This window comes from Streptomyces ziwulingensis (assembly GCF_039542605.1).
GTDB classification, from domain to species: Bacteria; Actinomycetota; Actinomycetes; order Streptomycetales; family Streptomycetaceae; genus Streptomyces; species Streptomyces ziwulingensis.
Map to the genome: position 1 here is coordinate 241,684 of NZ_BAABIG010000052.1, position 24,401 is coordinate 266,084.

Genomic DNA, 24,401 nt, shown 5'->3' on the forward strand with positions numbered 1-24,401 from the left:
AGCGCTGGTCCGCGTCGTGGCGGACCAGGAGAAGGGCGAGCAGCAGGGGCCCCGCCGTGCACAGCGCGAAGATCATGAGAGTCACCTCTCGCTCGGCTGACCTGACTGCAGGAGTACCCACCCTCCGCGCCCCCAGACAGCCCCGCGCGACCTCTCACCCGAACGTGGCCGATCGGCGCGTCAGTTGACACGGGCACCGGACCGGCCGGATCGCCTCCGCTGGAGACCACCGGCCGTCCGGTGCGTCCGCACGGCCCGAGCCCCGCCGCACAGCGTGTCGTACGGGGCTCCGGGCAGGACGGCCGCCCTCCGCTGCTCCACCAGGCCGGCGGCGGGCCGGTGACACCGTGCCCCGTGCGCACCCTCGGGCCGGGTGCCCGGGGTGGGGTGGTCGAGGCGGTCACCCCACCGGGACCGTAAGGCGGCCGGGGAACCGGCCACTCACTCGGCCGGGGCCGGGGCCGCCTCGGTTCCGGCCTCGGCCGCCGTCGCCGCTCCCGACGTGGAGGGGGCGGTGTAGAAGACGGAGGTGCCCTGCTTGGAGCGCTGCACCTGGCCCTTGGCCACCAGACCCTCAAGCGTGTTGCGCACCACCGTGGTCTTGACGGGACGCTCAGGGTGCGCCTCGCCGAGCGCGGTGGCGACCTCGGCGGCGGAGCGCGGTTCGCCCTGCGTGGCGAGCAGGCTGTGGATCAGCGCGCCCAGGGTGGGCGCCGCGTCCTTCTTGACCGCCGGCTTCTTCGCCGCCGTCGTCCTGGCGGCGGGCTTGGCCACCGACTTGGCGGCCGGCTTGGTCGACGGCTTGCTGGACGGCTTGGCCGGGGCCTCGGTGTCCGCCTTCGCCTCCGGCGCGACGGAGGGTTCGGCCGCCGTCTTCGCGGTGGCCTTGGCCGCCGGCGACTTCTTGGCCGTACGCTCCTGGCCCTTCGCGGGCTTCTTGGTGCTCGCCGTGCTCGCCGTGCTCGCCGTGTTCGCGCGGGTGCGCTTGCCGGCGGTGCGCTCGGCGGCCGCCTTCCCGCGCGGCCGGGGCACGGAGCCGGTGCCCTCGGTGTCGCTGCCGGCGTCCGGCGACGCGGCCGCCGCCGCCGTCGTGCCGAGCGCCTGCTGGAGGTTGACCAGTACGCCGTGGTCCCGCTGGAGCGCGACGAGCTGGTCCTGCAGTGCGGCGATCTCCGCGCCGAGGCGCTCCTGCTCCTTGGCGTTGCGCCCGAGGTCGCCGGCCACCTGGGAGGCGTACTGCGACGCCACCTCCGTGGCCTGATTCAGTGTCTCCGACATGAGGATGTTCCCTTCTTTGCGAGGGTGTTGAGGGGAGCGTCATGGCACAGCCGGTGGAGTAGATGTGACTCGTCGGCCGCGACGACCGGCCAACGCCCGTCGTTGCCGTGGAAGCTCCTTGTGCAGAGATACTACGGACAACCACGGTGTCCACGGTGTGCGCCCCTGCAAAGAGGGATGTCGGTGGGTGGGTTCGCGGGCGTCACGGGACGGCACACCCACCCGCCGGACCCGGCACACATGTCCCCGCGTACGGACTCGAAACCTCCTCGTCGTGAGGCTCAAACAGCAGCTACAGCCCGCGAGTTGAGTGCCGAACGCCGCCTCGCGCGGCAGGCGGTGCCGGTGGGTCCGCCCTGCGCGTCGTCCTGGAAACGGGCGGGGTGTGACCGGCACCCGACAGAAGTCCCGCCGATCGGACGCGGGTCCCGGCGTCTGGCGTGCCGCGTGCCGCGTGCCGCGAGGCTTCGGTGCGTCGAACACTTGGTCCTCGACGCGGCCCCTCCGCACGTGCCCGGTGGACATCCGGTGCTGCGTCCGCGTGCCGTCCGGGACCTCTTCGGGGCGCTGAGCACCTTCCTGGCCTCGGTGGCCCGCCCGCGGCGCGGGCCGACGCGACCGGGGGCGACCCCGTCGATGACCGTCGTCGCCGTGGCCGAACGGATGCTGGACACCCTTGTGGCCGAGGGCACCGGCACCGTCCACCGACCCGGCGTGCACCCCCGCCCGTCGCCACGTCCACCAGTCGGGAAGCCCCGCGGTGCTTCTTGACCGCGCGTCAGCTTCCCTGGTTCGATCAACGCATGAGCCGCCCCCGGGACTTCACGCGCCGACGCCACGTCGACCTCGCGCGCACGGCCGGCGCGCTCTGTCGCCGCACCGGCTGACGGCCCGGCCCGGTCCACGGCCGTACCGCCCGGGTCCCTCCGGAGCGGGCCGCCGCCCCACGCCTGACACCACGCGCGTCCGGGTTTCGGACTCCTGGTGCCCAGCGTCGAGCGCCGAGTCCGTGCCCCAGGTCCTGGATAGCGACCGAGCAGCAGCCCCCGTACCGCCTGCTGGCCCTCCGCACGCCCCCGTAGCGCCGCACGCCCGGCCAGGGCCCCGGCGTACACCACGACCCGACGGGCCGCGTGGCAGTCCCGCACGTGCCCGTCCGGCCCGGACACCACCCCCGAAGGAAGGACCCACCCGACATGGCCCCCACCCCTGGAACGCGGCGCGGAACCCACCGGCGCACCGCCCGGTCCCTGCTCGCCGCCCTCGCGCTCGCCGCCACCACGACGAGCGGCGCCACTGCCACCACCGCCGCCGCCTCGACCGCCACCACCGACGCCTCCGCCACCGCCGGCGTGTTCGCCCCCGCGCCTCCGCACAACCCCTACGCCGGCCCCGACGGCACCGCCACCATGCACGGGGACACCGGTTCCTCCGACACCACCCCGCTGGCCGGACCCGGCGCGGGCACTTGGCACTCCGAGCGGACCGCTCTCGCCTCGGCCTGCCCCACCGTGCTGGTCGGCGCCGACGGCTACCCCGTCGCGCTCTGCACCCCGCTCTTCGGCCAGGTCCCCACCGTCCGCCTGCTCGACCCCGACGACGGTTCCTCCCTCGCCGAACTCGCCCTCACCAAGGGATCGTTGCTGGGCGGGGTGTACGCCTACACAGATCACCAGGACCGCCTGGTCGTCGCCGACGGCAGCCGCGCCCTGCTGCGCGTCGGCCACCACCAGGACACCGACGGCTCCTGGCGGCTGACGGTCGACCGGAGACTCTCCCTGACGTCGGCCATACCCGAGGGGGACGCGGTCACCGGCCTCGCCCCCGACTGGAAGGGCCGGGTGTGGTTCGCCACCGGCAACGGTGTCGTCGGCACGGCGGACGACACCACCGGCACCGTCCGCACCCTGACCCTGCCCGCCGGCGAGCGCGTGGCCAACAGCATCTCCACGGCACCGCAGGGCACCGCCGTCACCACCACCCACGCCACCTACCTCCTCACCGCCGGCGCCGACGGCACCCCGAAGATCACCTGGCGCAAGCCGTACGACCGGGGCACCGCCCGCAAGCCGGGCCTGCTGAGCTGGGGCAGCGGCTCCACCCCCACCTTCTTCGGCCCCGGCACGGGCACGGACTACGTGGCCATCGTCGACAACGCGGACGACGCCGCCCACCTGGAGGTGTACCGCACCTCCGACGGGGCGGACGTCTGCCGGGTCCCGGTCCTCCGGGCCGCCGCCGGCCCGGCCAGCGAGAACTCACCGGTGGGCATCGGCCGCAGCGTCTTCGTCGCCGGCACCTACGGCTACCCCTATCCCGCCGTGCCCGAGGGCGCCGGTGACAGCGTCCCCGCCTCGGCCGACTTCGCGGGCGGCCTGACCCGCGTCGACGTCCGCGCCGACGGCACCGGATGCGCGCCGGTGTGGGACAACGCCCTGCGCTCCGCGGCCGTACCCAAGCTCTCCACCGGTGACGGCCTGCTCCACACCGTGCTCCGCGACCCCCTGATCCCCGGCACCAAGGGCACCAGCCTGCTGGACCCGTTCCGCTACGCCCAGATCGACCCGGCGACCGGCAAGGTCGTGCGCAGCAAGACCGTCGGGGTCGGCTCGCTCTTCGACACCTTGCAGATGGCCGGCACGATCACCACCGACGGCACCTTCCTGCAGGGCACGGTGACCGGCGTCCTGCGTATCACCGCGGAGTGAGTCCGGGGGAGGGGAGGGGTGCGGGCCTGCCTCAGAAGACCAGGCAGGTGTAGCCGTCGCTCTGCCCGATGCCGATGCGGTCCAGCGGCGGCACCAGACCGGGATCCGGCCGGCCGACGGCCGACATCGAGCACGCCGCGTCGCCCACCACCCCAGTGGCGGCCATCCGCCGGGCGGCCGCCACCGCGGCCGGGGACGTGTACCAGGCCGTGGCCCCCGCCGTGTCGACGCCCGGCGTCGTCGTCCGGTCGGCCGGCGCACGGGACGGTGACGGCTCGGGCCTCGGGGTGCCGGCACGGTCCGAGGGCGGAGCCGAGCGCTTCCCGGACGCCTCCCCGGACGCCTCCCGGGACGCCTCCCGGGTCGGTTCCTGCCGCGGCGCCCGCGTAGGCCGCGGAGTCGCTTTGCGGGTCGGCTTCCCCGTCTGCTCCGGGTCGGGGTTCCGAGAAGGCTGACGGGACTGCCCACGGGACGGTTGGGGAGACGGCCGGTGAGACGGTTGCCGGGACGCGCCCGGTGTCGGCTCCGGATCAGGTTTCCAGGTCGGCCGCGGGCGCGGGGTCGCTCCCCGGGTCGGCTCGCGCGTCGCCCCCTCGGTCGCCCCCTCGGGCGTCCTCCCGGCCGTCCCTCGGGTGGCCCCTCGCGTCGGCTCCTGAGGCGGCCGCGGAGAGGTACCCCGGGACGGTTCCTGTGCCGGCCCCCTGGTCGCCGGGCGGGTCGCCGGGCGCTGCGACCGCGGTGTCCGCACACCGCCCGACGGAGTGTCGCCGGCCTCCGGGCGCCGGGTGGTGCCCGACGCCGTCGGCGCGCGCTGCGAGGTCCGGGTCGGCGTCGGCCGGGCCGTGGGCGACTGCGTGCGCGTGCCGGTCGCGGTCGGCAGGGGAGCCAGGGTCGGCAGGGCCAGGTCGGCCGAGTCCGACGGAGTGGGGCGCGGCGTCGAACCGTCGTCCGTCACCACCCACGCCCACGCGCCGATGCCGCCGAGGACGAGCACGGCGGCGCCGCCCGCTGTCCAGGGGGCACGCCGGGGCGGGCGTCGATGACGGTTCATGTCTCTCACTGTCCACCGCGGCCCGCCGGGACGCTCGTCGGAGGACACCACCGGTTTCGCCGGCCCGGCGACGGGTACGGACCGCCGCCACGCCCACCGCCACCGCCCGCGCCACCCCCTGACCAGCGCGGCTACCGGCGCGCCGGCCACCGGGTGAGGCCGCCCGACGGCACCGCCGGGGCCGCCCCGGACGCCGCGCGCGGTCGCGCGTTCACACGAAGGGGATGGCAGAGTGATCGTATGTGCGGTCGTTACGCCTCCACCCGCGGCCCCGAAGACCTCGTACAGCTCTTCCAGGTCACCGACCGGCATCCGGCCACGTCGCTCGCCCCGAACTGGAACGTCGCCCCGACCGACGACGTGTGGGCCGTCCTGGAGCGCGCCCCGCACGACACCGGGGACACCTCGCCGGCGGAGCGCCGGCTGCGGCCGCTGCGCTGGGGCCTGGTGCCCTCATGGGCCAAGGACGTCAGGATCGGCGCCAGAATGATCAACGCCCGGGTCGAGACCGTGCCCGAGAAACCGGCCTTCCGCAGCGCGTTCGTCCGTCGCCGCTGCCTGCTGCCCGCCGACGGTTTCTACGAGTGGCAGCGGACCGAGGACCCGGTCACGGGCAAGCCGCGCAAACAGCCGTACTTCCTCCACTCGGCGGACGGACAGGTGATGGCCCTCGCCGGACTGTACGAGTTCTGGCGCGATCCGCGGGTCCGGCAGGAGGACGACCCGGCCGCGCTGCTGACGACCTGCACGATCATCACCACCGAGGCCACCGACGCGGCCGGCCGTGTCCACCCCCGCATGCCGCTCGCCCTCACACCGGACCATTACGACGCCTGGCTCGACCCCCGCCACCAGGACCCGGACGCCCTGCGTGCCCTGCTCGGCCAGCCCGCCTACGGCCACCTGGAGGCCCGGCCCGTCTCCCCGGCCGTCAACAACGTCCGCAACAACGGACCGGAGTTGCTCGACGCGGTCACCGACGAGAGGTAGACGAGGACTGGCGAAGCGTCCGGAGGCGGGTCGGCGGGACACCGGAGGAATCCGCCAACGCCCTTGCGGACACCGGCGTTGATCTCAAGAGTGACAACTTTCTGTGTACCCATTGACGCGGCTGTGTTACTTGCCTAACGTCCCGGGCAACACCCTTGATAATTTTCAGGACGCGTCGGGCTGCCCCCGCGTCGTCGAGGAGCCGTCATGTTCCATCCGTCCCGGTCTGGGCCCCACGCCCGTTCCGGCGCCGCAACGGCGGACGGTGCCGACTTTCCGTGGCACAGCGGCGGGTGGCGTAAGCGGTGACGGATCGGGGGGCTCCCCTCGCCGTCGCTCTCGCGTTGACGCCCCTTCACAGTTCCGAGTTTGCGCGGGAAGAAAGTAACACCCGCAAAGTGTCTCGTCGACCGGATGGTGAATCGCCGGTCCGAGTGCCGCACGTATCGCCTCTGCGGCAAGGAACTCGAAGGGCCGACGGGCGGGTCACGGCCGCCTCATGTTCACTCTCCGAAAGAAGCACATGCACAGAACCACTACACGCCGCACGTCCGTGCTGCTCGCCGCGGTCTCCTCGCTCAGCCTGCTCACCACCGCATGCGGCGGCTCGACCGACGACTCCGGCAGTGGCGGCAGTACCACCAACGCCAAGGCGGGCGAGGCGTCTCCGAACGCACCCCTCAAAAAGGGTCTGAACGTCACCTTCCTGCCGAAGCAGGTCAACACCCCCTACTTCTCGGTCGCCGACAAGGGCGGCGAGCAGGCCCTCACCGAACTCGGCTCCTCCTACAAGGAGGTGGGCACCAACGACGGCGCCGACACCGCCGGCCAGGTGACCCACATCGACACCCTCACCCAGCAGGGCGTCGACGCGATGGCGGTCTCCGCGCAGGACCCCGAGAAGCTGTGCACGTCCCTGAAGAAGGCCATGGCCGACGGCATCAAGATCGTCACCTATGACTCCGACACCCAGCCGGAGTGCCGCGACGCCTTCGTCTCCCCGGCCGGCGCCGAGGACCTCGCGCTGAAGCAGCTCGAACTGATCGGCACGCAGACCGGATACAAGGGTGAGATCGCGATCCTGTCCGCCGCGAAGACGGCGTCGAACCAGAACACCTGGATCGACTACATGAAGGACGAGCTGGCCGACCCCCGGTACAAGGCGATGACGCTCGTCGAGATCGCCTACGGCGACGACGACGCCGACAAGTCCTACCAGGAGACCCAGCGGCTCCTGGAGGACCACCCGAACCTGAAGGGAATCATCTCCCCGACCACGAACGGCGTGAAGGCGGCGGCCAAGTTCCTGTCGCAGTCTTCGTACAAGGGCACCGTGGCACTGACCGGGCTCGGCGCCCCGAACGACATGCGTCCCTACGTGAAGGACGGCACCGTCGAGTCGTTCGTGCTGTGGGACCCGGCCAAGCTCGGTGAGCTGGCCGCCCGCGCCGCCGTGGCCCTGGTCTCCGGCCAGATCACGGGCCGGGAGGGCCAGATGTTCCTCGCCGGCGACATGGGCTGGTTCGAACTGGGCGAGAACGGGATCATCACCCTCGGCGACCCCGCGGTGTTCGACGCGAAGAACATCGACAACTACGACTTCTGACCGGCCCGCAGAGCCGGTCCAGGGGGCGTCGAGCCCCCGACTCCCCCCGGGAAGCGCGGCAGCGGCCGGGCTTCCCGGGGCCGCGAACGCCCGGCCCGCCTCTCTGCGCCGGTTCCCGCCCGCGCGCACGGTTCCTTCCCCTACGATGGCCGCATGATCCTCAGCCGACGCCGCCCCACCGCCTCGCGGTCCCGCGCGCTCGTCGCCCCGCACGGCTGTTGTTGATCCTCGCCGCATAACCCCATCGTCCGTCCCGCGCAAGCGTGCACCACACCTGCGCGAAGCCCCGGCCACGGACATTGCCCCCACCTCGCGCACCCCTCACCCCGCTGTACGGCTGCTCCGTACGGGTGCTGTACGGACGCACCGTGCTCCTCCGCGAAAGGCAGGCCGCCTTGCGTACCTCCGAATCCGCCTACGACCGTCGCAGACTGCGCCAGTGGCTGGCCGGCGAGGCCCGCGCCGACGGTGTCTCGCGCCGTGACATGCTCCGGCTCCTCGCGGCGGCCGGACTCGCCGGTGCCGCCGCCCCGGCGGCACTTGCCGCACCGGCGGCCGCGGCCACCGCGCCCGGCATCGTCAAACCGCTGCCCGACGAGTGGTTCACCGTCCGCGGCACCAACGCCGAGACACGCTTCGCCGCGCTCGCCGGCACCGGCTACCACACCCCCAACGACCGCTTCTTCGTCCGCAACCACACCACGACGCCCGTCCTCACCGCCGCCGACTGGTCCCTCACCGTCTGGGGCGACGGCCTCAGGAACGGCCGCCCGGCCGAGTTCTCCCTCGACGACCTGAAGCAGTTCCCGGCGGTCTCCCACAGCGCGTTCGTGGAGTGCGCCGGCAACGGACGCAGCCTCTTCACCAGCCAGCAGGGGCAGACCGTCAGCGGCACCGCGTGGACCCTCGGCGCGATCGGCGCCGCCCGCTGGCGCGGCGTCCGCCTCGCGGACGTGCTGCGGCGGGCGGGTCTCGACCGCCGGGCCGTGGACGTCATGCCCCGCGGGCTCGACGCCCCCTACGTCCTCGCCGACGGCACCGACCTCGGCCGGGTCCGCCGTCCGCTGCCGCTGTCCAAGGCGCTCGACGACGTGCTGCTCGTCCACGAGATGAACGGCGAACCGCTGCCGCCCGACCACGGGCACCCCGTGCGCGTCCTGGTGCCCTCCTGGATCGGCATCGCCTCCCTCAAGTGGGTCGGCGACATCGAGGTCTCCGCACAGCCGCTCTACTCACCCTGGAACACCGACTTCTACCGCCTCTTCGGCGACGCCCACCCCGCAGGCGGCAGCGCTCCGCTGACCCGGCAGACCGTCAAGAGCGCCTGGGAGCTGGACCGGGAGGCGACCCTGACCGCCGGCACCACCCACCGGCTCACCGGCCGGTCCTGGTCGGGGGCGGGCGGCGTCGTACGCGTCGAGGTCAGCACCGACGGCGGCACCACCTGGGGCGAGGCCCACCTGCACGACACACCCCGCCGTGACGGCTGGGTCCGCTGGTCCACCCGGTGGCGGCCGGCCGCCACCGGTCCGCACACGCTGCTCGCCAGGGCCACGGACAGCGCCGGCCGCACCCAGCCGGACGCCACCGTCGCCAACACCCAGGGCTATCTGTTCGACGCGGTCGTGCGGCACCCGGTACGGGTCGAATGAGGCCGGGCCGGGCCGGTCACGCGGTGTCGAACCGGCCGGCGGAACCGGCGAGGACCCGCTCCCACTCCTCGGGCAGGGCGGCGGCGCCGGGTCTGCGGGTATCGGTGACGACGGTGCAGCGGACCGTTCCGGGGGTGCGGGTGAAGGACAGGTAGACGGGACTGCCCTCACCCACCGCCATGAACATGGAGGCCGCCTCCAGGCGCGCACCGAAGCAGGTGAACGCCTCGGGGAACGTGATGCTGCTGGTGGCCAGGGGGTGCAGCCGGGGGCCGAGCAGCGTCCGCAGCAGTCGCGGCCCGGGGCCGAGCGGCCACGGCAGACCGAGCAGCACACGCGCCGCGTCGCGCCCTTCGGCGCGGACCGCCTGCGTCTGCCGGCGCACGGCCGCGACCGCCGCGTCGAGGGTGACCGCCCGGCCGGGCAGCACCAGGGGCCGCGCACCGATGTGATTGCCGGGAGCGTGCCGCTCGTGCGGGCGGCGCGTGGACATGATGGTCAGCACCGACCGCGGGCCGGCCGGGTCCCGGGCCGGTCCTGCCGCGCTCCCGGCCGCCCGCTTCCCGGCGTTCAGCGCCAGGGAGAGCGCCGCCAGGCAGACGTCGTTGACCGTCACGCCGTACCCGTCGGCCAGAGCGCGCAGTACCGCCAGCGGAACGTCTCGGTGGCCGAGGCACGGGCGGCTCGCGTCACCCCCGGCGGCGGTCGCCGGAGCCGCGCGGGCGGAGAACAGCCGGGGCAGGGGAGCGGCCAGGTACCAGGCGGCCCGCAGCAGCGCCCCGAGGCCAGGATCGGCGGGCGGGTGCAGCCGCGGCCCGTGGACGGGCGTGTCGGCGAGCAGTTCCAGCGCGCTGTGCGCCGAGCCGACCCCGTCCTGCAGACCGTGGTGGACCCGGTAGCACACCCGGAACCCCGGCGGCCCGTCCCGCCCGGTCAGCAGTTGACAGTCCCAGGGCGGCTCACCGGCGTCCGGCAGCGGCAGGTACCGAAGCCGCTCGTAGGCGGCGGCGAGACTCCCCGCCCCCCGCGGCAGCTCGGCCTGCTGGACATGGGCGTCGATGTCGAGGGGCGTACCGCGCCGCGCCCACACCCGGGCACCGGGGGACGGCCGCGCACGGGCCAGTACGGGAAGCCGGCCCGCCCGCAGCGACACCCGTTCCCGCCACCGCTCGAACGGCGGCGGCGGGCCGAGGAAGTCGAAGAAGAAGCCGGTGACGGGAGCGTGCTCCGCGGGCAGGCCGAAGAAGGCCCGGTCGATAGGTCTGATGACGTGCACGTAGAGGACAACGACGGCAACGGGAGGGGGAACACGGGCACGAGGCGTACGTGTCGATACACCCGCCGGCACCCCTTATGCTCGGTGTTTTCCCCCACCAGATCACCGGAGACACGCATGCCCGCTCAGAACCCGCCGGACGCCGCCAGGGTGGAGATCGTCGACGTCCCCGAAGCCTCCCGGTTCGAGATCCGCCTCGACGGCGAACGGGTGGGCCTCGCCGACTATCTGCGCACGGACGCGCTGGTCGTGTACCCCCACACGGAGGTCGCCCCGGCCCACAACGGCCTGGGCCTCGGCTCCGCCCTCGCCCGCGCCGTCCTCGACGACGCCCGCGAACGGGGGCTCGCGGTGCTGGCCACCTGCCCGTTCATCGCGGCCTGGATGGCCCGCCACCCCGAGTACCGCGACCTCGCCTACCAGAACCGGAGCCGGGTGACGGACTGACCCGCCGGCCGGCCCCCGCCGGTGCCGACCACCGGCCCTCGCCGGGCGGCCCGCCGTCCGCCCGGGCGGTCACGCCCGGTGTCGGGCGGCAGGCGACATGGCGGGGACCTGTTCCATCACCCGGCGCAACCGGTGCAGTCCGCGCCGGGCGTGGCTCTTGACCGTGCCGAGCGGCATCCCCGTCCGCTCCGCGATCTGGGCCTGGGTCAGGTCCTCGTAGAACGTCAGGCAGAGCACCTGCTGCTGAGGGTGTGGCAATCGGGACAGCTCGCCGGTCAGCAGTACCCGGTCCAGCACGTCGTCGGGTGCCGCCGCCTCGGGACGCGGCGGCACGCCGGTGCCGTGGGCCGCCGCCTCGGAGAGGTGCAGGCGCCTGGTCCTGGCGGCCAGCGCGTCGACGATCTTCCGGCGGGTGATGCCGACCAGCCAGGCCCCCAGCGTGCCCCGCTCCGGGTGGAAGGTGTGCCGTCCGCGCCAGGCACCGAGGAAGACCTGCTGGGTCACGTCCTCGGCCTCATGGGCGTCCCCGAGCGAGCGGGCGGCCATCGTGTGGACCAGTGAACCCCAACGCCGGTAGATCACCGCGAAGACGACCTCGTCGTCGGCCCGGAGGCCATGGGCCAGTTCCTCCTCGTACCGCGCTTCCTCCACCGGCGGGGCGAGAACGGTGGCGGGCCGGGTGCTCACGCTCATGACCTGGTTCCTCCTGCCGTGCGTCGGCTCCCAGTGTTGGTCGCCGGAACGACGCGGACAACGTGCGTCGTTTGTGCGTCGTAAGCTGGGGTCATGGGCCAGGACGTGCGGCGCGGCGGCGGGCTGACCACCGGAGAGGTGGCCAGGCGGCTCGGCGTCGCGCCCACCACGATCCGCACCTGGGACCACCGCTACGGTCTCGGCCCCGACGACCGCGCCGGCGGCACGCACCGGCGCTGGACCGTCACGGACGTGGCGCGGCTGGAGCGGATGTGCGCGCTGACGGCGACCGGCCTGCCCCCGGCCGAAGCCGCCCGCGTGGCCCGCGGCGACGTGGCACAGGCCCGGGCCGGCTCCGCCCGCCCGGGCCGCCCCGCCCGCCCCGCCGGCGGGCTCCGGCTCGGCGATGCCCGCCAGGAGTGCAAGGGCGTCGCCCGGGCCGCCCTGCGCCTGGACGCCGCCGCCCTCGACGCACTGCTCCAGGCGGCGATGGAGAAGCACGGCCTGGTCGCCGCCTGGACCGAGGTGATCATGCCGACCCTGCAAGCGGTCGGCCGCAAGTGGGAGACCTCGGGGGACAGATACGTCGAGGTGGAGCACTTCCTGTCCTGGCACGTCTCCGGAGCACTGCGGCGCGGCGCGCCCCCCGCCGCCGCCGGCCGGCCCCGCGCCACCACACTGCTCGCCTGTGTGCCGGGCGAGAACCACACCCTGCCGCTGGAGGTGCTGGCCGCCGCGCTGGCCGAACGCGGCCTCCCGGTGCGGATGTTCGGCGCCGCCCTGCCCGCCGAGTCGCTCGTCGCGGCCGTCCGCAGGACCGGCCCGGCGGTGGTGGGACTGTGGGCGCAGTCCCGCAGCACCGCCAGCCGCCCCCTCGCCCAGCATGTCGCCGCGATGGAGTGGGGCGTGCGCGGCGCCCGCGGCAAGCCGGTCGTCCTGACGCTCGGTCCGGGCTGGGCGGGCCGGACCGTGCCGGACCTGCCGCGCCCGCCGGGCCTGGCGGAGGCCGTGGCCGCGGTGGAGTCGGCGGTGTCGCGCTGATCCGCCCGCCCTCCGCTCCCCGCTCCCGGCCCCCCGCTCCCTGCCGCTGCCAGGAGCCCGGTGCGCGTTGCACGCGGGCGGCGACCGTGATTCGCTCGCCCGATGAATCTCCTGCTGACCTCGAACGGCCTGAGCAACCCGACCCTGCGGGCAGGCCCTGGTTCCACTCCTGACCCGCCGCACACCTCCCCCGCGCCCGTCCGCGCCCGTCCGGCCCCCCCGCCCGTCTCACCAGGTGAAACGGGCGTTTGACATTAGATACCCTTATGGCTGATAAAGAACCTGCTTTGGCCATCGACTCACGCTCCGGCATCGACAGCGATGGCCTCCCTCCTAGCCGAATGACGAGTACGCCGTGCACGAGCCCGCCGCCACCGCTCCGACCTCCGCCGACCCCGTGGAGGAGTGGAACGCCTGGTGTGCCGCGCGCCGCACGGCGCTCACCGCCCCCACCGGCAATCTCGCCCTCGTGGAGACCCGCTGGCTGCCCGCGGGCGAGCGCATTGACCCGGACGCGGCCCGCGCCGGCCTCCCGGAGACCGTGACCGTCACCGCCCTGTCCCGCACGGACCTCGTCACCGGCGAACCCGAGCACGGACTGCGCTTCTGGGACGCCGCCGCCCCCGCCCTCACCGCCTTCGACCACATGGACGTCTTCCCGTACGACCCGGCGTGGGTCCTGGAAGCCACCTACACCCCGGTCCCCGGCGCCCGCAGTGTCGCCTTCGAGCACATCCGCGACAACGGCGGCACCCGTGACCTGGTGGTCCCCGGTGACATCGCCCTGACGATCGACGGCCGCGACTACACCCTCAGCGCCTTCGACGACGACGGCACCCTCCTGCTCGTCCTCGGTGACCCCACCAACGGTGACACCACCTACGGCGCCGGCCGCTTCCTCTTCGTGGAGCGCACGGACGACGCACACCGGGTGGTCCTCGACTTCAACCGGGCCTTCGTACCGCCCTGCGGGTTCTCCGATCAGTACAACTGTCCGATGCCGCCGCGGCAGAACCGCCTCCACCTGGCCGTCGAGGCCGGCGAGAAGCGGCCCGTCTTCCGCGACGGCTTCTCCGCGCAGCACTGATCGTCCCTCCCGCTTCCCCCTCCCCGCAGCCCGAAGGCACCCACACCATGTCTCTGCGCAAGACCCCCCTGTACGCGATCACCACCGCGGCCGCCCTCTCCGTCGCCCTCACCGCCTGCGGCGGCTCCACCGGCTCCGGCGCCTCCGGCGGCACCTGGGACAAGAACGCCACCGTCGACATCGGCTCGCTCTACGAGCCGCAGAACCTCGACAACACCGCGGGCGGCGGCCAGGGCGTCACCGAGGCACTCAACGGCAACGTCTACGAGGGCCTGTTCCGGCTCACCGACGACGGCGAGGTGAACAAGCTCCTCGCCCAGGACTACCGGGTCAGCGACGACGGCCTCACCTACACCTTCACCCTCCGCGACGGCGTGACGTTCCACAGCGGCAAGGAACTCACCAGCGCCGACGTCAAGTACAGCCTGGAGAAGGTGCTCGCGGACGACTCCCAGTCGGCCCGCAAGAGCAACCTGGAGGTCGTCAAGGACATCGCCACCCCCGACACCAGGACCGTCAAGGTCACGCTGTCGCAGAAGTCGATCTCCTTCGTCTACAACCTCTCCTACGTCTGGATCATCAACTCCGAGGCGAAGGGCCTGAAGACGGCCGAGGACGGCACCGGCCCCTACACCCTCGCCAAGTGGACCCGCGGCTCCGCCCTCAGCCTCGACCGCTTCGCGGGCTACTGGGGCGACGCCGCCGCCAACAAGAAGGTCGTCTTCCACTACTACAAGGACGCCACCGCGCTGAACAACGCGCTGCTGACCAACGCCGTCGACGTGGTCACCGGCGAACAGTCGCCGGACGCCCTGGAGCAGTTCAAGAGCAACGGGAACTACAAGGTCAACGACGGCGACTCGACGACCAAGCTGCTGCTCGCCTTCAACGACAAGGCCAAGCCGTTCACCGACGTCAGGGTCCGCCGGGCGGTCTCCGCGGCCATCGACGACAAGAAGCTCCTGGAGTCCGTCTGGGGCGGCTACGGCAAGCTCATCGGCTCGATGGTCCCGCCCACCGACCCCTGGTACGAGGACCTCACCGACGTCAACGCCCACGACGTGGCCGAGGCCAAGAAGCTCCTCACCGACGCCGGTTACCCCAAGGGCTTCACCTTCACCCTCGACACCCCCAACTACGACCCGCACCCCACCGCCGCGACGTTCATCAAGTCCGAACTCGCCAAGGTCGGCATCACCGTCAAGATCAACACGATCACGCCCGACGAGTGGTACACCAAGGTCTACCAGAACCACGACTTCACGGCCACGCTCCAGGAGCACGTCAACGACCGCGACCTCGTCTGGTACGGCAACCCCGACTTCTACTGGGGCTACGACGACAAGCAGGTCACCCGGTGGGTGAAGGAGGCCGAGGAGGCGTCCGGCACCGACGAGCAGACCGCGCTGCTGAAGAAGGTCAACCGCAAGACCGCCGAGGACGCGGCCAGCGACTGGCTGTACCTGTATCCGCAGCTCGTCGTCGCGAACACCAAGCTCTCCGGCTACCCGCTCAACGGCCTGAACTCGCAGTTCTTCGCCTACGACATAAAGAAGAAGGGCTGATGGCGCGCTATCTGCTGCGCCGGTTCGCCTTCCTGGTGGTGTCGCTGGCCCTGGCGAGCGTGGTGCTCTTCGTCCTGCTGCGCCTGCTGCCCGGCGACCCGGCCAACGCCCTCAGCGCGGTCGGCGCCAGTCCGGAGCAGATCGCCGCGGCCCGGCACTCCATCGGCTCCGACCGCCCGCTGCCCGAGCAGTTCACCCACTGGATCGGGCAGTTGGCCGGCGGCGACCTCGGCACCTCCTTCGTCAGCTCGCTGCCGGTCGGCCCCGAGGTCACCGCCCGCCTGAACGTCACCGTGCCGCTCACCCTGGCCGCCTTCGTCCTCGCGGTCCTGATCGCCGTACCGGCCGGGTTCGTCGCCGCCCACAAGCGGCGCACCTGGTACGGCGCCCTGCTCAGCGGCGTCTCCCAGCTCGGCATCGCCGTCCCCGTGTTCTGGCTCGGCATGATCCTGATCGCGGTGTTCGCGCTGAACGCGGGCTGGCTGCCCTCCGGCGGCTTCCCGCAGGACGGCTGGGCGGCCCCGGCCGACGCGGTCCGCTCCCTCGTCCTGCCGGTCGTCACCATCGCCCTCGTGATGAGCGCCTCCCTGATCCGTTACGTCCGCTCCGCCACCCTCGACGTGCTCGGCAGCGACTACCTGCGCACCGCCCGCGCCCTCGGCGAGAGCTTCGGCACCGCCATGTGGCGCCACGGCCTGCGCAACGCCTCCGTGCCCGTCATCTCCATCCTCGGCATCGAACTCGCCTCCACCCTGCTGGGCGCGGTCGTCGTGGAGTCGGTGTACGCGCTGCCCGGCCTCGGCTCCCTGCTCGCCACCGGCATCAGCCAGCACGACTACCCGGTCATCCAGGGCGTCCTGTTCGTCTCCACCCTCGCGGTGCTGCTGATCGGCTTCCTCGCCGACCTCGTCCAGCGCATCGTCGACCCGCGGCTGCGCGGCCGCCTCTCCGGAGGTGCCCGATGACGGCCCCCACCGACCTCCTCGCCCGGCCGGCCGAGCCCCGTCCGGCCGGCCCCGGCGCGGGCCGCCGTACCCGCCGCGCCTCCGGCACGCTGATCGTCGGCTGCGTCCTCACCGGCCTCGTCGCCCTGCTCGCCCTCGTGTCGTTCCTGTGGCTGCCGTTCAGCCCCGACGACACCACCGGCGGACGGCTCGCCGGACCGGGGGAGGGGCACCTGCTCGGCACCGACAAGCTGGGCCGCGACCTGTTCACCCAGCTCATGACCGGCGCGCGGATCGCCTTCGGGGCCGGTCTCGGCTCCGTCGCCGTCGCCGCGCTGATCGGCGTGACCCTGGGCGTGCTCGCCGCCTTCGCGCAGGGCTGGCTCGACGACACCCTCTCGGCCTTCCTCGACATCCTCATCGCCTTCCCGACCCTGCTCCTCGCGATGCTCGTGGTCGCCGCCCGGTCGGCCACCCTCGGCTCGGCGGTCCTCGCCATCGGACTGGCCCAGAGCGCGGTCGTCGCCCGGCTGGTGCGCATCCTGGTCAAACGGGTCCTCACCCAGGACTACATCACCGCCGCCCGCACCTCCGGGACCTCCTGGCCCCGTACGGTCGCCGCCCACGTCCTGCCGAACATCTGGCCCACCCTGGTGGTCAACCTGGCCCTGCAGTTCGGCCTCGCCGTCCTCGCCGAGGCCGGCCTCTCCTACCTGGGCCTGGGCGCACCGCCGCCCAACGCCTCCTGGGGCCGGATGCTCCAGGAGGCGCAGGCCACCTTCACCACCGCACCGGCCGGCGCCCTCGCCCCCGGCGTCCTCCTGGTCCTGCTCGTCATCGGCGTCAACCTGATCGCGGACGGACTGCGCGACGTCCTGGACCCGGCGACCCGCGGGAGGCGGTCATGACCCTGCTCGACGTCTCCGGTCTGTCGGTGCGCGCCGCCGACGGGCGGCCCCTCGTCGCCGATCTGTCCTTCTCCGTCGCCGGCGGCGAACGCCTCGGCGTGATCGGCGAGTCGGGTTCCGGCAAGTCCCTGACCACCCTCGCCGTACTGGGACTGCTGCCCGCGGGCATGACGGTGACGGGCAGCGTCGTCCTCGCCGGGACCGAGATCGTCGGCGCCCCGGAGAAGCGCCTGACGGCCGTCCGGGGCCGGGACGCCGCCGTCGTCTTCCAGGAGCCGCTGACCGCCCTCGACCCGCTGATGCGCGTCGGCCGCCAGATCGCCGGCCCGCTGGCCCGCCGCACGGGGTGGAAGGGAAGCAGGCTGCGCCGCGCCACCTTCGACGCCCTCGCCCAGGTCCGGCTCCCCGAACCCGAGCGCATCGCCTCGGCCTTCCCGCACGAGATCTCCGGCGGCCAGCGCCAGCGGGTCGCCCTCGCCGCCGCCCTGGCCTGCGAACCGGCCCTGCTGATCGCCGACGAACCCACCACCGCCCTCGACGTGTCCGTACAGGCCGAGATGCTCGACCTGATCGACACCCTGGTACGGGAGCGGGAGATGGCCGTGCTGTTCGTCAGCCACGACCTCGCCGTCGTCGCCAAGGTGACCGACCGGGTACTGGTCATGAAGGACGGCCGGGCCGTCGAGGAAGGCGGGGTCCAGGACATCGTGGGCGCCCCGCGCGAGCAGTACACCCGCGACCTGGTCGCCAGCGCCCGCACGCTGGAGTCCGCACTGGACCTGAGGAGCACGCAGTGACCCCCGTGCTGGAACTCACCGGCGTGGCCGCCCGCTACCGCGGCGCCCGCACCGACGTGGTCAGCGACATCAGCCTCGCCGTGACCCCCGGCGAGAGCCTCGCCCTGGTCGGCGAGTCCGGCGCCGGCAAGACCACTCTGCTCCGCCTGCTCCTGGGCCTGGCCCGCCCCACCGCGGGCACGGTCCGCTTCGACGGGGACGCCCTCAGCCCGCGCGACCGGCAGCAGGTGCGACGCTTCAGGCGCAGCGTCCAGTGCGTCTTCCAGGACCCCTACTCCTCCCTCGACCCGCGCCGCCGGGTCGGTGCCGTCGTCGCCGAACCACTGCGCTCACTGGGCCTGGAGTCCCGCGCCGGCGCCGCGTCGAAGGTGGCCGCCGCCCTCGAAGGCGTCGGGCTGCCCGCCGACGCCGCCGGCCGCTATCCGCACGAGTTCTCCGGCGGCCAGCGCCAGCGCATCGCCATCGCCCGCGCCACCGTCTGCGACCCCCGGGTCCTGCTCGCCGACGAACCCGTCAGCGCCCTCGACGTCACCACCCGCGTCAAGGTCGTCGACCTGCTGGCCGAACTCCAGCGGGAACGGGGACTCACCCTGGTCATGGTCTCCCACGACCTGTCCGTCGTCGCCTCCCTGTGCGAGCGCACCGCCGTCCTGGAACGCGGCCGGATCGTCGAACAGGGCGACACCTCCCAGGTCCTCGGCGCCCCCGCCCACCCGTACACCCGCCGTCTCCTCGACAGCGTGCCGCGGCTGCCCGTCTGAGGCGCGCCGTACGGCTCCGGCGGCTTCACCTGCGACGCCGGCGCCGGGCCGCCACCGCCTCGGGGTCGATCTCCGGGCGGGTCCACCGCGCGGCCAGGGCGACGCTCACGTCCCGGCCGGCGGTGACGTGCTCATGGGCGAGGGCGGCGGCGCGGTCCGTGTCACCGGCCGCGATCGCCTCGTACAACCGCTCGTGCTCGGTGCACTGCCGGGCCGGATCGCGCTGCGCGGTGAGCCGGAACAGCCAGTGGGTACGGGCCTCCAGCGGACGCATCATGCCGGTCAGCAGAGGGTTGTCGGCGAGTTCCACGATGTCGGTGTGGAAACCGGCGTTCGCCGCGGCGATGGCGTCACGGTCGCCGGCCCCGGTCGCGACGCGGGCGCTGTCGAGGCGCGCGGCCAGCCGCGCCAGTCCCGGGGCACCCGCACGCGCCGCGGCGAGCCGGGCCGCGAGTGACTCCAGCGACTCCCGGACGTCGAACAGATCACGTACGTCGGCGGGGGTGAACGGCGCGACCAGCGCGCCCCGGTGCGGGACCAGCAGAACCAGCCCGTCGGCCTCCAGCAGCCGCAGTGCCTCCCGCAGCGGAATCCGGGACACCTCAAGCTCGGCGGCGAGATCCCGCTCCACCAGCCGCTCGCCGGGCTGGAGTTCGCCCTCGACGATCCGCCGGCGCAGCACGTCGTAGGCACGCTGGCGCAGGGAACCGCGCGGCTCGGCGGACGGTCCTGCGCTCTTCACCACGGTGTTCCTCCAGGTCCCGGTACGGCACCACTCTAGGGCGCCCCGCACACGGCGCCGGGACTGCTAACCCGGTGCTAACACGGCGGAAACAAGGGGCTCCGACACTGATTGCCACTTAACGGTATACCAGTAACCGGCTCACGGCCCCTGCCCCTCGGAGGCACTCCATGGCACGTCCGCGTCCTGTCGCGACACCCCTGCGCACCACCCTGACCTGCGCGGTCGCCCTCGTCGGGCTCACGGCCCTGACCGGCTGCGGCGGCTCCCCGGCCGCGAGCGCCGACGACGGCGCGCTGAAGGTGGGGGTGCTCTTCCCCGGCTCCCTCTCCGACGACGGCTTCATGGAGTCGGCGTACCGCGGCTACCAGCGGGCCGCCAGGACCCACGACGGCCGGATCGCCTTCAGCAAGGTCGAGCAGGTCGCCACCGCCGACTACGAGCAGGCCCTCGTCCGCTTCGCCACCGGCTCCGACCTGGTCATCTCCCTGGGCGGCCAGACGGACGCCGCCGTGCGCAAGGTCGCCGCCCGTTTCCCCGACGTGAAGTTCGCCGAGATCGGCGGCCCCGCCGACGGCGAGCCCACCGCCAACCTCGCCCTCTACGACCCCCAGCAGGCCGAGGCCGCCTACCTCGCCGGCGCCGCGTCCGCCCTGCTGTCGAAGAAGGACACGGTCGCCTTCGTCGGCGGCGCGGAACTGCCCGCCATCGTCAACGCGGCCGAGGAGTTCGAGAACGGCGCGAAGGCCGCCGACCCCGGCGTGCGGGTCCTCACCCCCCAGTACGTCGGCGACTTCAACGACGCCGCCAAGGCCAAGCAGTCCGCCCTCGCCGACTTCGGGGCGGGCGCCGACCTCCTGGGCCAGGTCCTCAACCTCGGCCACAAGGGCCTGGCCCAGGCCGCCGCGCAGACCGGCGGCGCCCTCATCGGCGGCCCCCTCGCCCACCCCTGCCCGGCCGACGGCACCTACGCCGGCTACGTCGAGACGGACATCGGCGCGGAGATCGAGTACGCCGCCGGCCACCTCGCCGCCGACACCTGGAAGGCCGAGGCCGTCCACTTCGGCCTCACCTTCGACGAACCGCACAACGACCTCGTCCTGTGCGGCAACCCGCCCGCGGCCGTGCAGAAGAAGCTCGACGCCCTCAAGGCGCGGATCACCTCCGGGGACGTCACCACCCGATGAGCGCGCCGACGACCTCCCCCGCCGCACCCGCCCTGGAGATCCGCGGCCTCGCCAAGTCCTTCGGCGGCGTGCGCGCGCTGCACGGCATCGACCTCGTCGTGCAGGCCGGCAGCGTGCACTGCGTCCTCGGCGAGAACGGCGCCGGCAAATCCACCCTGTGCCACCTGATCGGCGGCTCGCTGACCCCGGACACCGGCGCACTGCGGCTCTACGGTGAGCCGTACGCACCCCGTCGCCCGGCCGACGCGCTCGCCGCCGGCATCGCCATGGTGCACCAGCACTTCAGCCTCGTCCCCACCCTCACCGTCCACGAGAACCTGCGGCTGCTCCGGCTGGCCGACCTCCCCCGGCGGCTCGCCCGGGTCGAGGACGAGTACGGTCTCGCCCTCGACCTCGGCGCCCGCGTCGCCGACCTCCCCGTCGGCCTGCGCCAGCGTGTCGAGATCGTCAAGGCGTTGCTGCGCGAGCCCCGTCTGCTGCTGCTCGACGAACCGACCGGTGTCCTCGACCCGGCCGCCGTCGACGCCCTGCTGACGACCTGCCGGCGCATCGCCGACGCCGGCGGCGCGGTCGTCCTGATCACCCACAAGCTCGGCGAGGTGGCCGGCGCCGGAGACACCGCCACCGTCCTGCGCGGCGGCACCGTCGCCGGTGGCGGCCCGCTGGCCGAACTGCCTCCCGAGCGGCTCGTCCCGCTGATGATCGGACGCCCGGCCGGCTCCCTGGACCCGGCGCTGTCCGGCACCATCGGCCTCACCGCGGACGCACCCGCCGCCCGCACCGGCACCGTGCCACGACCGGTCCCCGCGCGCACCGGGGACATGAACCCGCCTCCCGCGCTGGACGTGCGCGGCGTGAGCGTGCGCCGCGCCGACGGCACGCCCGCCCTCGACGACGTCACCCTCACCGTCGTGCCCGGCGAGATCCTCGGCATCGCCGGCGTGGAGGGCAACGGGCAGAGCGAGCTGATGGCCGTCCTCGGCGGCTCCCTCACGCCGCGGTCGGGAACGGTCACCGTCGGCGCGGCCGACGTCACCCGTGCCACACCCCGTCGCCGCACCGCCGCCGGACTCGGCGTCGTACCCGAGGACCGGCACCACGAAGGGTGCGTCGGCCCGTTGTCGGTCGCGGAGAACCTGTTCCTCGGGCGGCTGGGCGACTTCCGCCGCGGCCGGCTCTTCCTGGACCGGGCCGCGATGCGCCGGGCGGCCGACACCGTCCTCGCCGCCCACGACATCCGCGCGGACGGCCCCGGCACGCCGCTCTCCGCCCTCTCCGGCGGCAACCAGCAGAAAGTGGTACTGGCCCGCGAACTCGCCCTGGACCCGCTGGTCTGCCTCGCCGCCGTCCAGCCCACCCGCGGCCTGGACGTCGGCGCGGTCGACGCGGTGCACACCCGGGTGCGGGAGGCCGCGTCCCGCGGCGCGGGCGTCCTCGTCGTCTCCAGCGAACTGGACGAACTCCTCGCCCTGTGCCACCGCGTCGTCGTCGCCTACCGGGGACGGCTCTCGGAGCCCGTACCCACCGACCACGCCCGCGCCCGCGAACGGATCGGCCGGCTGATGCTCGGCGCGGACGCGAGCGAACACCTCTCTCCCGCACGTCCTCTCCCGCAAGGACCGTCATGACCCCGTCCCTGGCGCCCCCGCGCCTCCTCACCCACCTGCGCCACCCGCTGACCCTCGCGGCCGGCGCCGGGATCCTCGCCGCCGGCGTGGGCGCCCTGCTCGTCGTCGCGGCCGGCGCCGATCCCGCCACCGCCTGGACCGCCCTCGACGAGGGCATGTTCGGCTCCGCCTACTCCGTGGGCAGCTCCCTCGACTCCGCCGCCGTCCTCGCCCTCATCGCCACCGGCTTCACCGTCGCCCACCGGGCCGGCCTGGTGAACGTCGGCGGCGAGGGGCAGCTCTGCGCCGGGGGACTGGCCGCCGCCGCCACCGGGCTGGCCCTGCCCGCGGCCGTGCCCGCCGCGATCGGCGTACCGCTGACGCTGCTGGCCGGGTTCCTCGCCGGAGCCGCCTGGGCGGCGATCGCCGCGCTGCTCAGGACCCGGCGCGGCACCAGCGAGGTCATCACCACCCTCCTGCTCAACTTCGTCGGCGTCGGCGCGGTGTCGCTGGCCGTGCACGAGGAGGGACTGCTGCGCCAGCCGGTGACCTCCTCGGAGACCCTCCCGCAGTCCGAGGCGCTGCCCGCCGGGGCCCGGCTGCCCCTGATCGCCGGGCCGGAGTCGCCCGCGACCGCCGTGGTCGTCGTCGCGGCGCTCGCCCTCGTGATCACCGCCGTGGTGCTGCGGTACGCGCCCGCCGGACTCAAGCTCAAGTCCGTCGGTCACTCGCCCGCCGCGTCGGCGCGGCTGGGACTGCCGGTGGCACGGCTGCGGGAGTCCGGCCTCGCCGTCGCGGGAGGTCTCGCCGGGATCGCGGGCGCCGGTCTCGTCGCCACCGCCCCCTACGTCCTCGCCGAGCACTTCTCCTCCGGATACGGCTTCTCCGGGCTGGTGGTGGGCCTGCTCGCGCGCGGTTCCCTCCTCGCGGTGGCCGCCGTCTCCCTGCTCTTCGGCTTCCTCACCAGCGGCGGCATCAACCTCCAGCTCGCCGCCGGGGTGCCCGCCTCCTCGGTGCAGATCGTGCAGAGCGTCCTCGTCCTGCTGATCGCGGCCGCCATGCTCTGGAGCACCCGCCGCACCGGGAGCGGCTCATGAGCGCCGTGATCGACGAACTCGCCGCCGGCGGCGTCCGCCTGGCCGTCCCCCTGCTGCTCGCCTCCGCCGGTGAACTCCTCAGCGAACGCGCCGGCGTCCTCAACCTGTCGGTGGAGGGCATGATGCTCACCGGCGCCTTCGCGGGCGTGGCCGGCGCCCTCGCCTCGGGCAGCGCCACCGTGGGCGTACTGGCCGCGCTGGCCGCCGGACTCGCCGTCGCCCTGCTCCAGGCCGTCCTCAGCGTCACCCTGCGCGCCGACCAGATCGTCACCGGCATCACCCTCAACGCACTCGCCCTCGGCGGTACGACGTACGGCGCCCGGCTGCTGTTCGGGGACGGCTCGGCCGGCTCCGTACCCGGCTTCGACCCGCTGCCGGTGCCCGTCCTGCACGAACTGCCCGTCCTCGGACCCACCCTGTTCGAGCAGAGCGCCCTCGGCTATGTGGCGTTCGCCCTGACCGCCGTGCTCGCCGTCGCCTGCGCGCGGCGCACCGCGTGGGGCCTGGCCGTCGACGCCGTGGGGGAGGACCCGACCACCGCCGACCGCTGCGGCCTGCCCGTGCGGGGCGTCCGCACGGCCGTCGTCCTGCTCACCGGGGTCACCTCCGGTCTGGCCGGTGCCCAGCTCGCCCTGTCCGAGGTGCACGCCTTCAGCGACAACATCACCGCCGGCATCGGCTACCTCGCCGTCGTCGCGGTCATCGCCGGCCGCTGGCGGGCCTGGCCGACCGTGCTCGCCTGCCTGTTCTTCGGTGTCGTCCAGGCACTGCAGTTCACCGCGCCCGCGCTCGGCCTCCACCTCTCCGCGCCCCTGCTGACCACGCTGCCCTACCTCCTCGCCCTGCTCGCCGTCAGCGGCCTGGTGGGCCGGAGCCGGGCCCCGTCGGCACTCACCGACCCGTTCGTGCGCGGAGGCTGAGGAGCGGGCCTGCCGCTCGGCCCCCGCACCTGTCCGCCCGCCCG

The 24,401-nt window shown here is 73.7% G+C and carries 22 protein-coding genes; 17 read left to right on the forward strand and 5 right to left on the reverse strand.

Annotated elements, in window-relative coordinates; translation table 11 throughout:
- Nucleotides 1-441 precede the first annotated feature (441 nt).
- Nucleotides 442-1,278: a hypothetical protein gene (locus ABEB00_RS24315; RefSeq protein ID WP_345622251.1), complete on the reverse strand. Its 837-nt coding sequence runs from the start codon at nucleotides 1,276-1,278 to the stop codon at nucleotides 442-444.
- 803 nt (nucleotides 1,279-2,081) lie between these two features.
- Here ABEB00_RS24315 and ABEB00_RS36115 point away from each other — a divergent pair.
- Both ABEB00_RS36115 and ABEB00_RS24320 read left to right on the forward strand, forming a co-directional pair.
- The gene (locus tag ABEB00_RS36115; RefSeq protein WP_425586563.1) at nucleotides 2,082-2,165 is read left to right on the forward strand and encodes a putative leader peptide; all 84 of its coding nucleotides are present in this window, start codon (nucleotides 2,082-2,084) and stop codon (nucleotides 2,163-2,165) included.
- Between the two features lie 309 nt (nucleotides 2,166-2,474).
- Nucleotides 2,475-3,986, forward strand: coding sequence for an NHL repeat-containing protein (locus tag ABEB00_RS24320; protein WP_345622252.1), 1,512 nt, complete (start codon nucleotides 2,475-2,477; stop codon nucleotides 3,984-3,986).
- Nucleotides 3,987-4,017: 31 nt separating this feature from the next.
- Here the strand turns inward: ABEB00_RS24320 and ABEB00_RS24325 are convergent, their stop codons facing one another.
- A complete protein-coding gene (locus tag ABEB00_RS24325; protein ID WP_345622253.1) occupies nucleotides 4,018-4,152 on the reverse strand; it encodes a hypothetical protein in 135 nt (44 codons plus the stop codon).
- Between the two features lie 1,125 nt (nucleotides 4,153-5,277).
- Between ABEB00_RS24325 and ABEB00_RS24330 the strand changes: the two genes are divergently transcribed.
- The 3 genes from ABEB00_RS24330 to ABEB00_RS24340 all read left to right on the forward strand — a co-directional run bounded on the left by ABEB00_RS24330 (nucleotide 5,278) and on the right by ABEB00_RS24340 (nucleotide 9,285).
- Nucleotides 5,278-6,027, forward strand: coding sequence for an SOS response-associated peptidase (locus ABEB00_RS24330; protein WP_345622254.1), 750 nt, complete (start codon nucleotides 5,278-5,280; stop codon nucleotides 6,025-6,027).
- Between the two features lie 523 nt (nucleotides 6,028-6,550).
- Nucleotides 6,551-7,633: a rhamnose ABC transporter substrate-binding protein gene (gene rhaS / locus ABEB00_RS24335; protein WP_345622255.1), complete on the forward strand. Its 1,083-nt coding sequence runs from the start codon at nucleotides 6,551-6,553 to the stop codon at nucleotides 7,631-7,633.
- A 395-nt stretch (nucleotides 7,634-8,028) separates the two neighbouring features.
- Entirely contained in the window at nucleotides 8,029-9,285 is a 1,257-nt protein-coding gene (locus tag ABEB00_RS24340) for a sulfite oxidase (RefSeq protein ID WP_345622256.1), read from the forward strand.
- A gap of 16 nt (nucleotides 9,286-9,301) precedes the next feature.
- On the opposite strand, the gene ABEB00_RS24345 is transcribed toward ABEB00_RS24340, so the two are convergent.
- A complete protein-coding gene (locus ABEB00_RS24345; RefSeq protein WP_345622257.1) occupies nucleotides 9,302-10,561 on the reverse strand; it encodes a wax ester/triacylglycerol synthase domain-containing protein in 1,260 nt (419 codons plus the stop codon).
- A gap of 117 nt (nucleotides 10,562-10,678) precedes the next feature.
- Here ABEB00_RS24345 and ABEB00_RS24350 point away from each other — a divergent pair, with 117 nt between their 5' ends.
- Nucleotides 10,679-11,008, forward strand: a complete 330-nt coding sequence (locus ABEB00_RS24350; protein WP_345622258.1) for a GNAT family N-acetyltransferase — start codon at nucleotides 10,679-10,681, stop codon at nucleotides 11,006-11,008.
- A gap of 69 nt (nucleotides 11,009-11,077) precedes the next feature.
- On the opposite strand, the gene ABEB00_RS24355 is transcribed toward ABEB00_RS24350, so the two are convergent.
- Nucleotides 11,078-11,701, reverse strand: a complete 624-nt coding sequence (locus tag ABEB00_RS24355; RefSeq protein ID WP_345622260.1) for a sigma-70 family RNA polymerase sigma factor — start codon at nucleotides 11,699-11,701, stop codon at nucleotides 11,078-11,080.
- Nucleotides 11,702-11,794: 93 nt separating this feature from the next.
- Here ABEB00_RS24355 and ABEB00_RS24360 point away from each other — a divergent pair, with 93 nt between their 5' ends.
- From ABEB00_RS24360 to ABEB00_RS24390, 7 genes are all read left to right on the forward strand, one after another.
- Complete coding sequence (locus ABEB00_RS24360) at nucleotides 11,795-12,742, forward strand: MerR family transcriptional regulator (protein WP_345622261.1); 948 nt, start codon at nucleotides 11,795-11,797, stop codon at nucleotides 12,740-12,742.
- Between the two features lie 355 nt (nucleotides 12,743-13,097).
- Nucleotides 13,098-13,829, forward strand: coding sequence for a DUF1684 domain-containing protein (locus ABEB00_RS24365; protein WP_425586561.1), 732 nt, complete (start codon nucleotides 13,098-13,100; stop codon nucleotides 13,827-13,829).
- A 47-nt stretch (nucleotides 13,830-13,876) separates the two neighbouring features.
- Entirely contained in the window at nucleotides 13,877-15,394 is a 1,518-nt protein-coding gene (locus ABEB00_RS24370; RefSeq protein WP_345622262.1) for an ABC transporter substrate-binding protein, read from the forward strand.
- Nucleotides 15,394-16,359 carry an ABC transporter permease gene (locus ABEB00_RS24375; protein ID WP_345622264.1) on the forward strand — a complete coding sequence of 322 codons (966 nt, stop codon included), beginning with the start codon at nucleotides 15,394-15,396 and terminating at the stop codon, nucleotides 16,357-16,359. The genes ABEB00_RS24370 and ABEB00_RS24375 overlap by 1 nt, the downstream gene beginning before the upstream one ends.
- Nucleotides 16,356-17,246 carry an ABC transporter permease gene (locus ABEB00_RS24380; RefSeq protein WP_345622266.1) on the forward strand — a complete coding sequence of 297 codons (891 nt, stop codon included), beginning with the start codon at nucleotides 16,356-16,358 and terminating at the stop codon, nucleotides 17,244-17,246. The genes ABEB00_RS24375 and ABEB00_RS24380 overlap by 4 nt, the downstream gene beginning before the upstream one ends.
- Nucleotides 17,243-18,043, forward strand: coding sequence for an ATP-binding cassette domain-containing protein (locus ABEB00_RS24385; RefSeq protein ID WP_345622267.1), 801 nt, complete (start codon nucleotides 17,243-17,245; stop codon nucleotides 18,041-18,043). The genes ABEB00_RS24380 and ABEB00_RS24385 overlap by 4 nt, the downstream gene beginning before the upstream one ends.
- Nucleotides 18,040-18,804 carry an ABC transporter ATP-binding protein gene (locus ABEB00_RS24390; RefSeq protein ID WP_345622268.1) on the forward strand — a complete coding sequence of 255 codons (765 nt, stop codon included), beginning with the start codon at nucleotides 18,040-18,042 and terminating at the stop codon, nucleotides 18,802-18,804. The genes ABEB00_RS24385 and ABEB00_RS24390 overlap by 4 nt, the downstream gene beginning before the upstream one ends.
- 25 nt (nucleotides 18,805-18,829) lie before the next feature.
- Here ABEB00_RS24390 and ABEB00_RS24395 read toward each other — a convergent pair whose 3' ends face one another.
- Nucleotides 18,830-19,546 (reverse strand): GntR family transcriptional regulator, encoded by a 717-nt coding sequence (locus ABEB00_RS24395; protein WP_345622269.1) that lies wholly within the window; start codon nucleotides 19,544-19,546, stop codon nucleotides 18,830-18,832.
- Between the two features lie 170 nt (nucleotides 19,547-19,716).
- Between ABEB00_RS24395 and ABEB00_RS24400 the strand changes: the two genes are divergently transcribed.
- From ABEB00_RS24400 to ABEB00_RS24415, 4 genes are read left to right on the forward strand one after another with little or no spacing between them, the layout of a single operon-like run.
- On the forward strand, nucleotides 19,717-20,733 hold the full coding sequence (locus ABEB00_RS24400) for a BMP family ABC transporter substrate-binding protein (RefSeq protein WP_345622270.1): 1,017 nt from the start codon (nucleotides 19,717-19,719) through the stop codon (nucleotides 20,731-20,733).
- On the forward strand, nucleotides 20,730-22,361 hold the full coding sequence (locus ABEB00_RS24405) for an ABC transporter ATP-binding protein (protein WP_345622272.1): 1,632 nt from the start codon (nucleotides 20,730-20,732) through the stop codon (nucleotides 22,359-22,361). Before ABEB00_RS24400 ends, ABEB00_RS24405 begins: the two co-directional genes overlap by 4 nt.
- Complete coding sequence (locus ABEB00_RS24410) at nucleotides 22,358-23,437, forward strand: ABC transporter permease (protein WP_345622274.1); 1,080 nt, start codon at nucleotides 22,358-22,360, stop codon at nucleotides 23,435-23,437. Before ABEB00_RS24405 ends, ABEB00_RS24410 begins: the two co-directional genes overlap by 4 nt.
- Complete coding sequence (locus ABEB00_RS24415; protein WP_345622275.1) at nucleotides 23,434-24,357, forward strand: ABC transporter permease; 924 nt, start codon at nucleotides 23,434-23,436, stop codon at nucleotides 24,355-24,357. Before ABEB00_RS24410 ends, ABEB00_RS24415 begins: the two co-directional genes overlap by 4 nt.
- Nucleotides 24,358-24,401 lie beyond the last annotated feature (44 nt).

Bases quoted from the DNA above. Each gene is read 5' to 3' on its own strand.
- ABEB00_RS24410 (WP_345622274.1), top strand. From the start codon at position 22,358: ATGACCCCGTCCCTGGCGCCCCCGCGCCTCCTCACCCACCTGCGCCAC.
- ABEB00_RS36115 (WP_425586563.1), top strand. From the start codon at position 2,082: ATGAGCCGCCCCCGGGACTTCACGCGCCGACGCCACGTCGACCTCGCG.
- ABEB00_RS24355 (WP_345622260.1), bottom strand. From the start codon at position 11,701: ATGAGCGTGAGCACCCGGCCCGCCACCGTTCTCGCCCCGCCGGTGGAG.
- ABEB00_RS24330 (WP_345622254.1), top strand. From the start codon at position 5,278: ATGTGCGGTCGTTACGCCTCCACCCGCGGCCCCGAAGACCTCGTACAG.
- ABEB00_RS24415 (WP_345622275.1), top strand. From the start codon at position 23,434: ATGAGCGCCGTGATCGACGAACTCGCCGCCGGCGGCGTCCGCCTGGCC.
- ABEB00_RS24380 (WP_345622266.1), top strand. From the start codon at position 16,356: ATGACGGCCCCCACCGACCTCCTCGCCCGGCCGGCCGAGCCCCGTCCG.
- ABEB00_RS24375 (WP_345622264.1), top strand. From the start codon at position 15,394: ATGGCGCGCTATCTGCTGCGCCGGTTCGCCTTCCTGGTGGTGTCGCTG.
- ABEB00_RS24320 (WP_345622252.1), top strand. From the start codon at position 2,475: ATGGCCCCCACCCCTGGAACGCGGCGCGGAACCCACCGGCGCACCGCC.
- rhaS (WP_345622255.1), top strand. From the start codon at position 6,551: ATGCACAGAACCACTACACGCCGCACGTCCGTGCTGCTCGCCGCGGTC.
- ABEB00_RS24325 (WP_345622253.1), bottom strand. From the start codon at position 4,152: ATGGCCGCCACTGGGGTGGTGGGCGACGCGGCGTGCTCGATGTCGGCC.
- ABEB00_RS24350 (WP_345622258.1), top strand. From the start codon at position 10,679: ATGCCCGCTCAGAACCCGCCGGACGCCGCCAGGGTGGAGATCGTCGAC.
- ABEB00_RS24360 (WP_345622261.1), top strand. From the start codon at position 11,795: ATGGGCCAGGACGTGCGGCGCGGCGGCGGGCTGACCACCGGAGAGGTG.
- ABEB00_RS24405 (WP_345622272.1), top strand. From the start codon at position 20,730: ATGAGCGCGCCGACGACCTCCCCCGCCGCACCCGCCCTGGAGATCCGC.
- ABEB00_RS24315 (WP_345622251.1), bottom strand. From the start codon at position 1,278: ATGTCGGAGACACTGAATCAGGCCACGGAGGTGGCGTCGCAGTACGCC.
- ABEB00_RS24400 (WP_345622270.1), top strand. From the start codon at position 19,717: ATGGCACGTCCGCGTCCTGTCGCGACACCCCTGCGCACCACCCTGACC.
- ABEB00_RS24370 (WP_345622262.1), top strand. From the start codon at position 13,877: ATGTCTCTGCGCAAGACCCCCCTGTACGCGATCACCACCGCGGCCGCC.
- ABEB00_RS24385 (WP_345622267.1), top strand. From the start codon at position 17,243: ATGACCCTGCTCGACGTCTCCGGTCTGTCGGTGCGCGCCGCCGACGGG.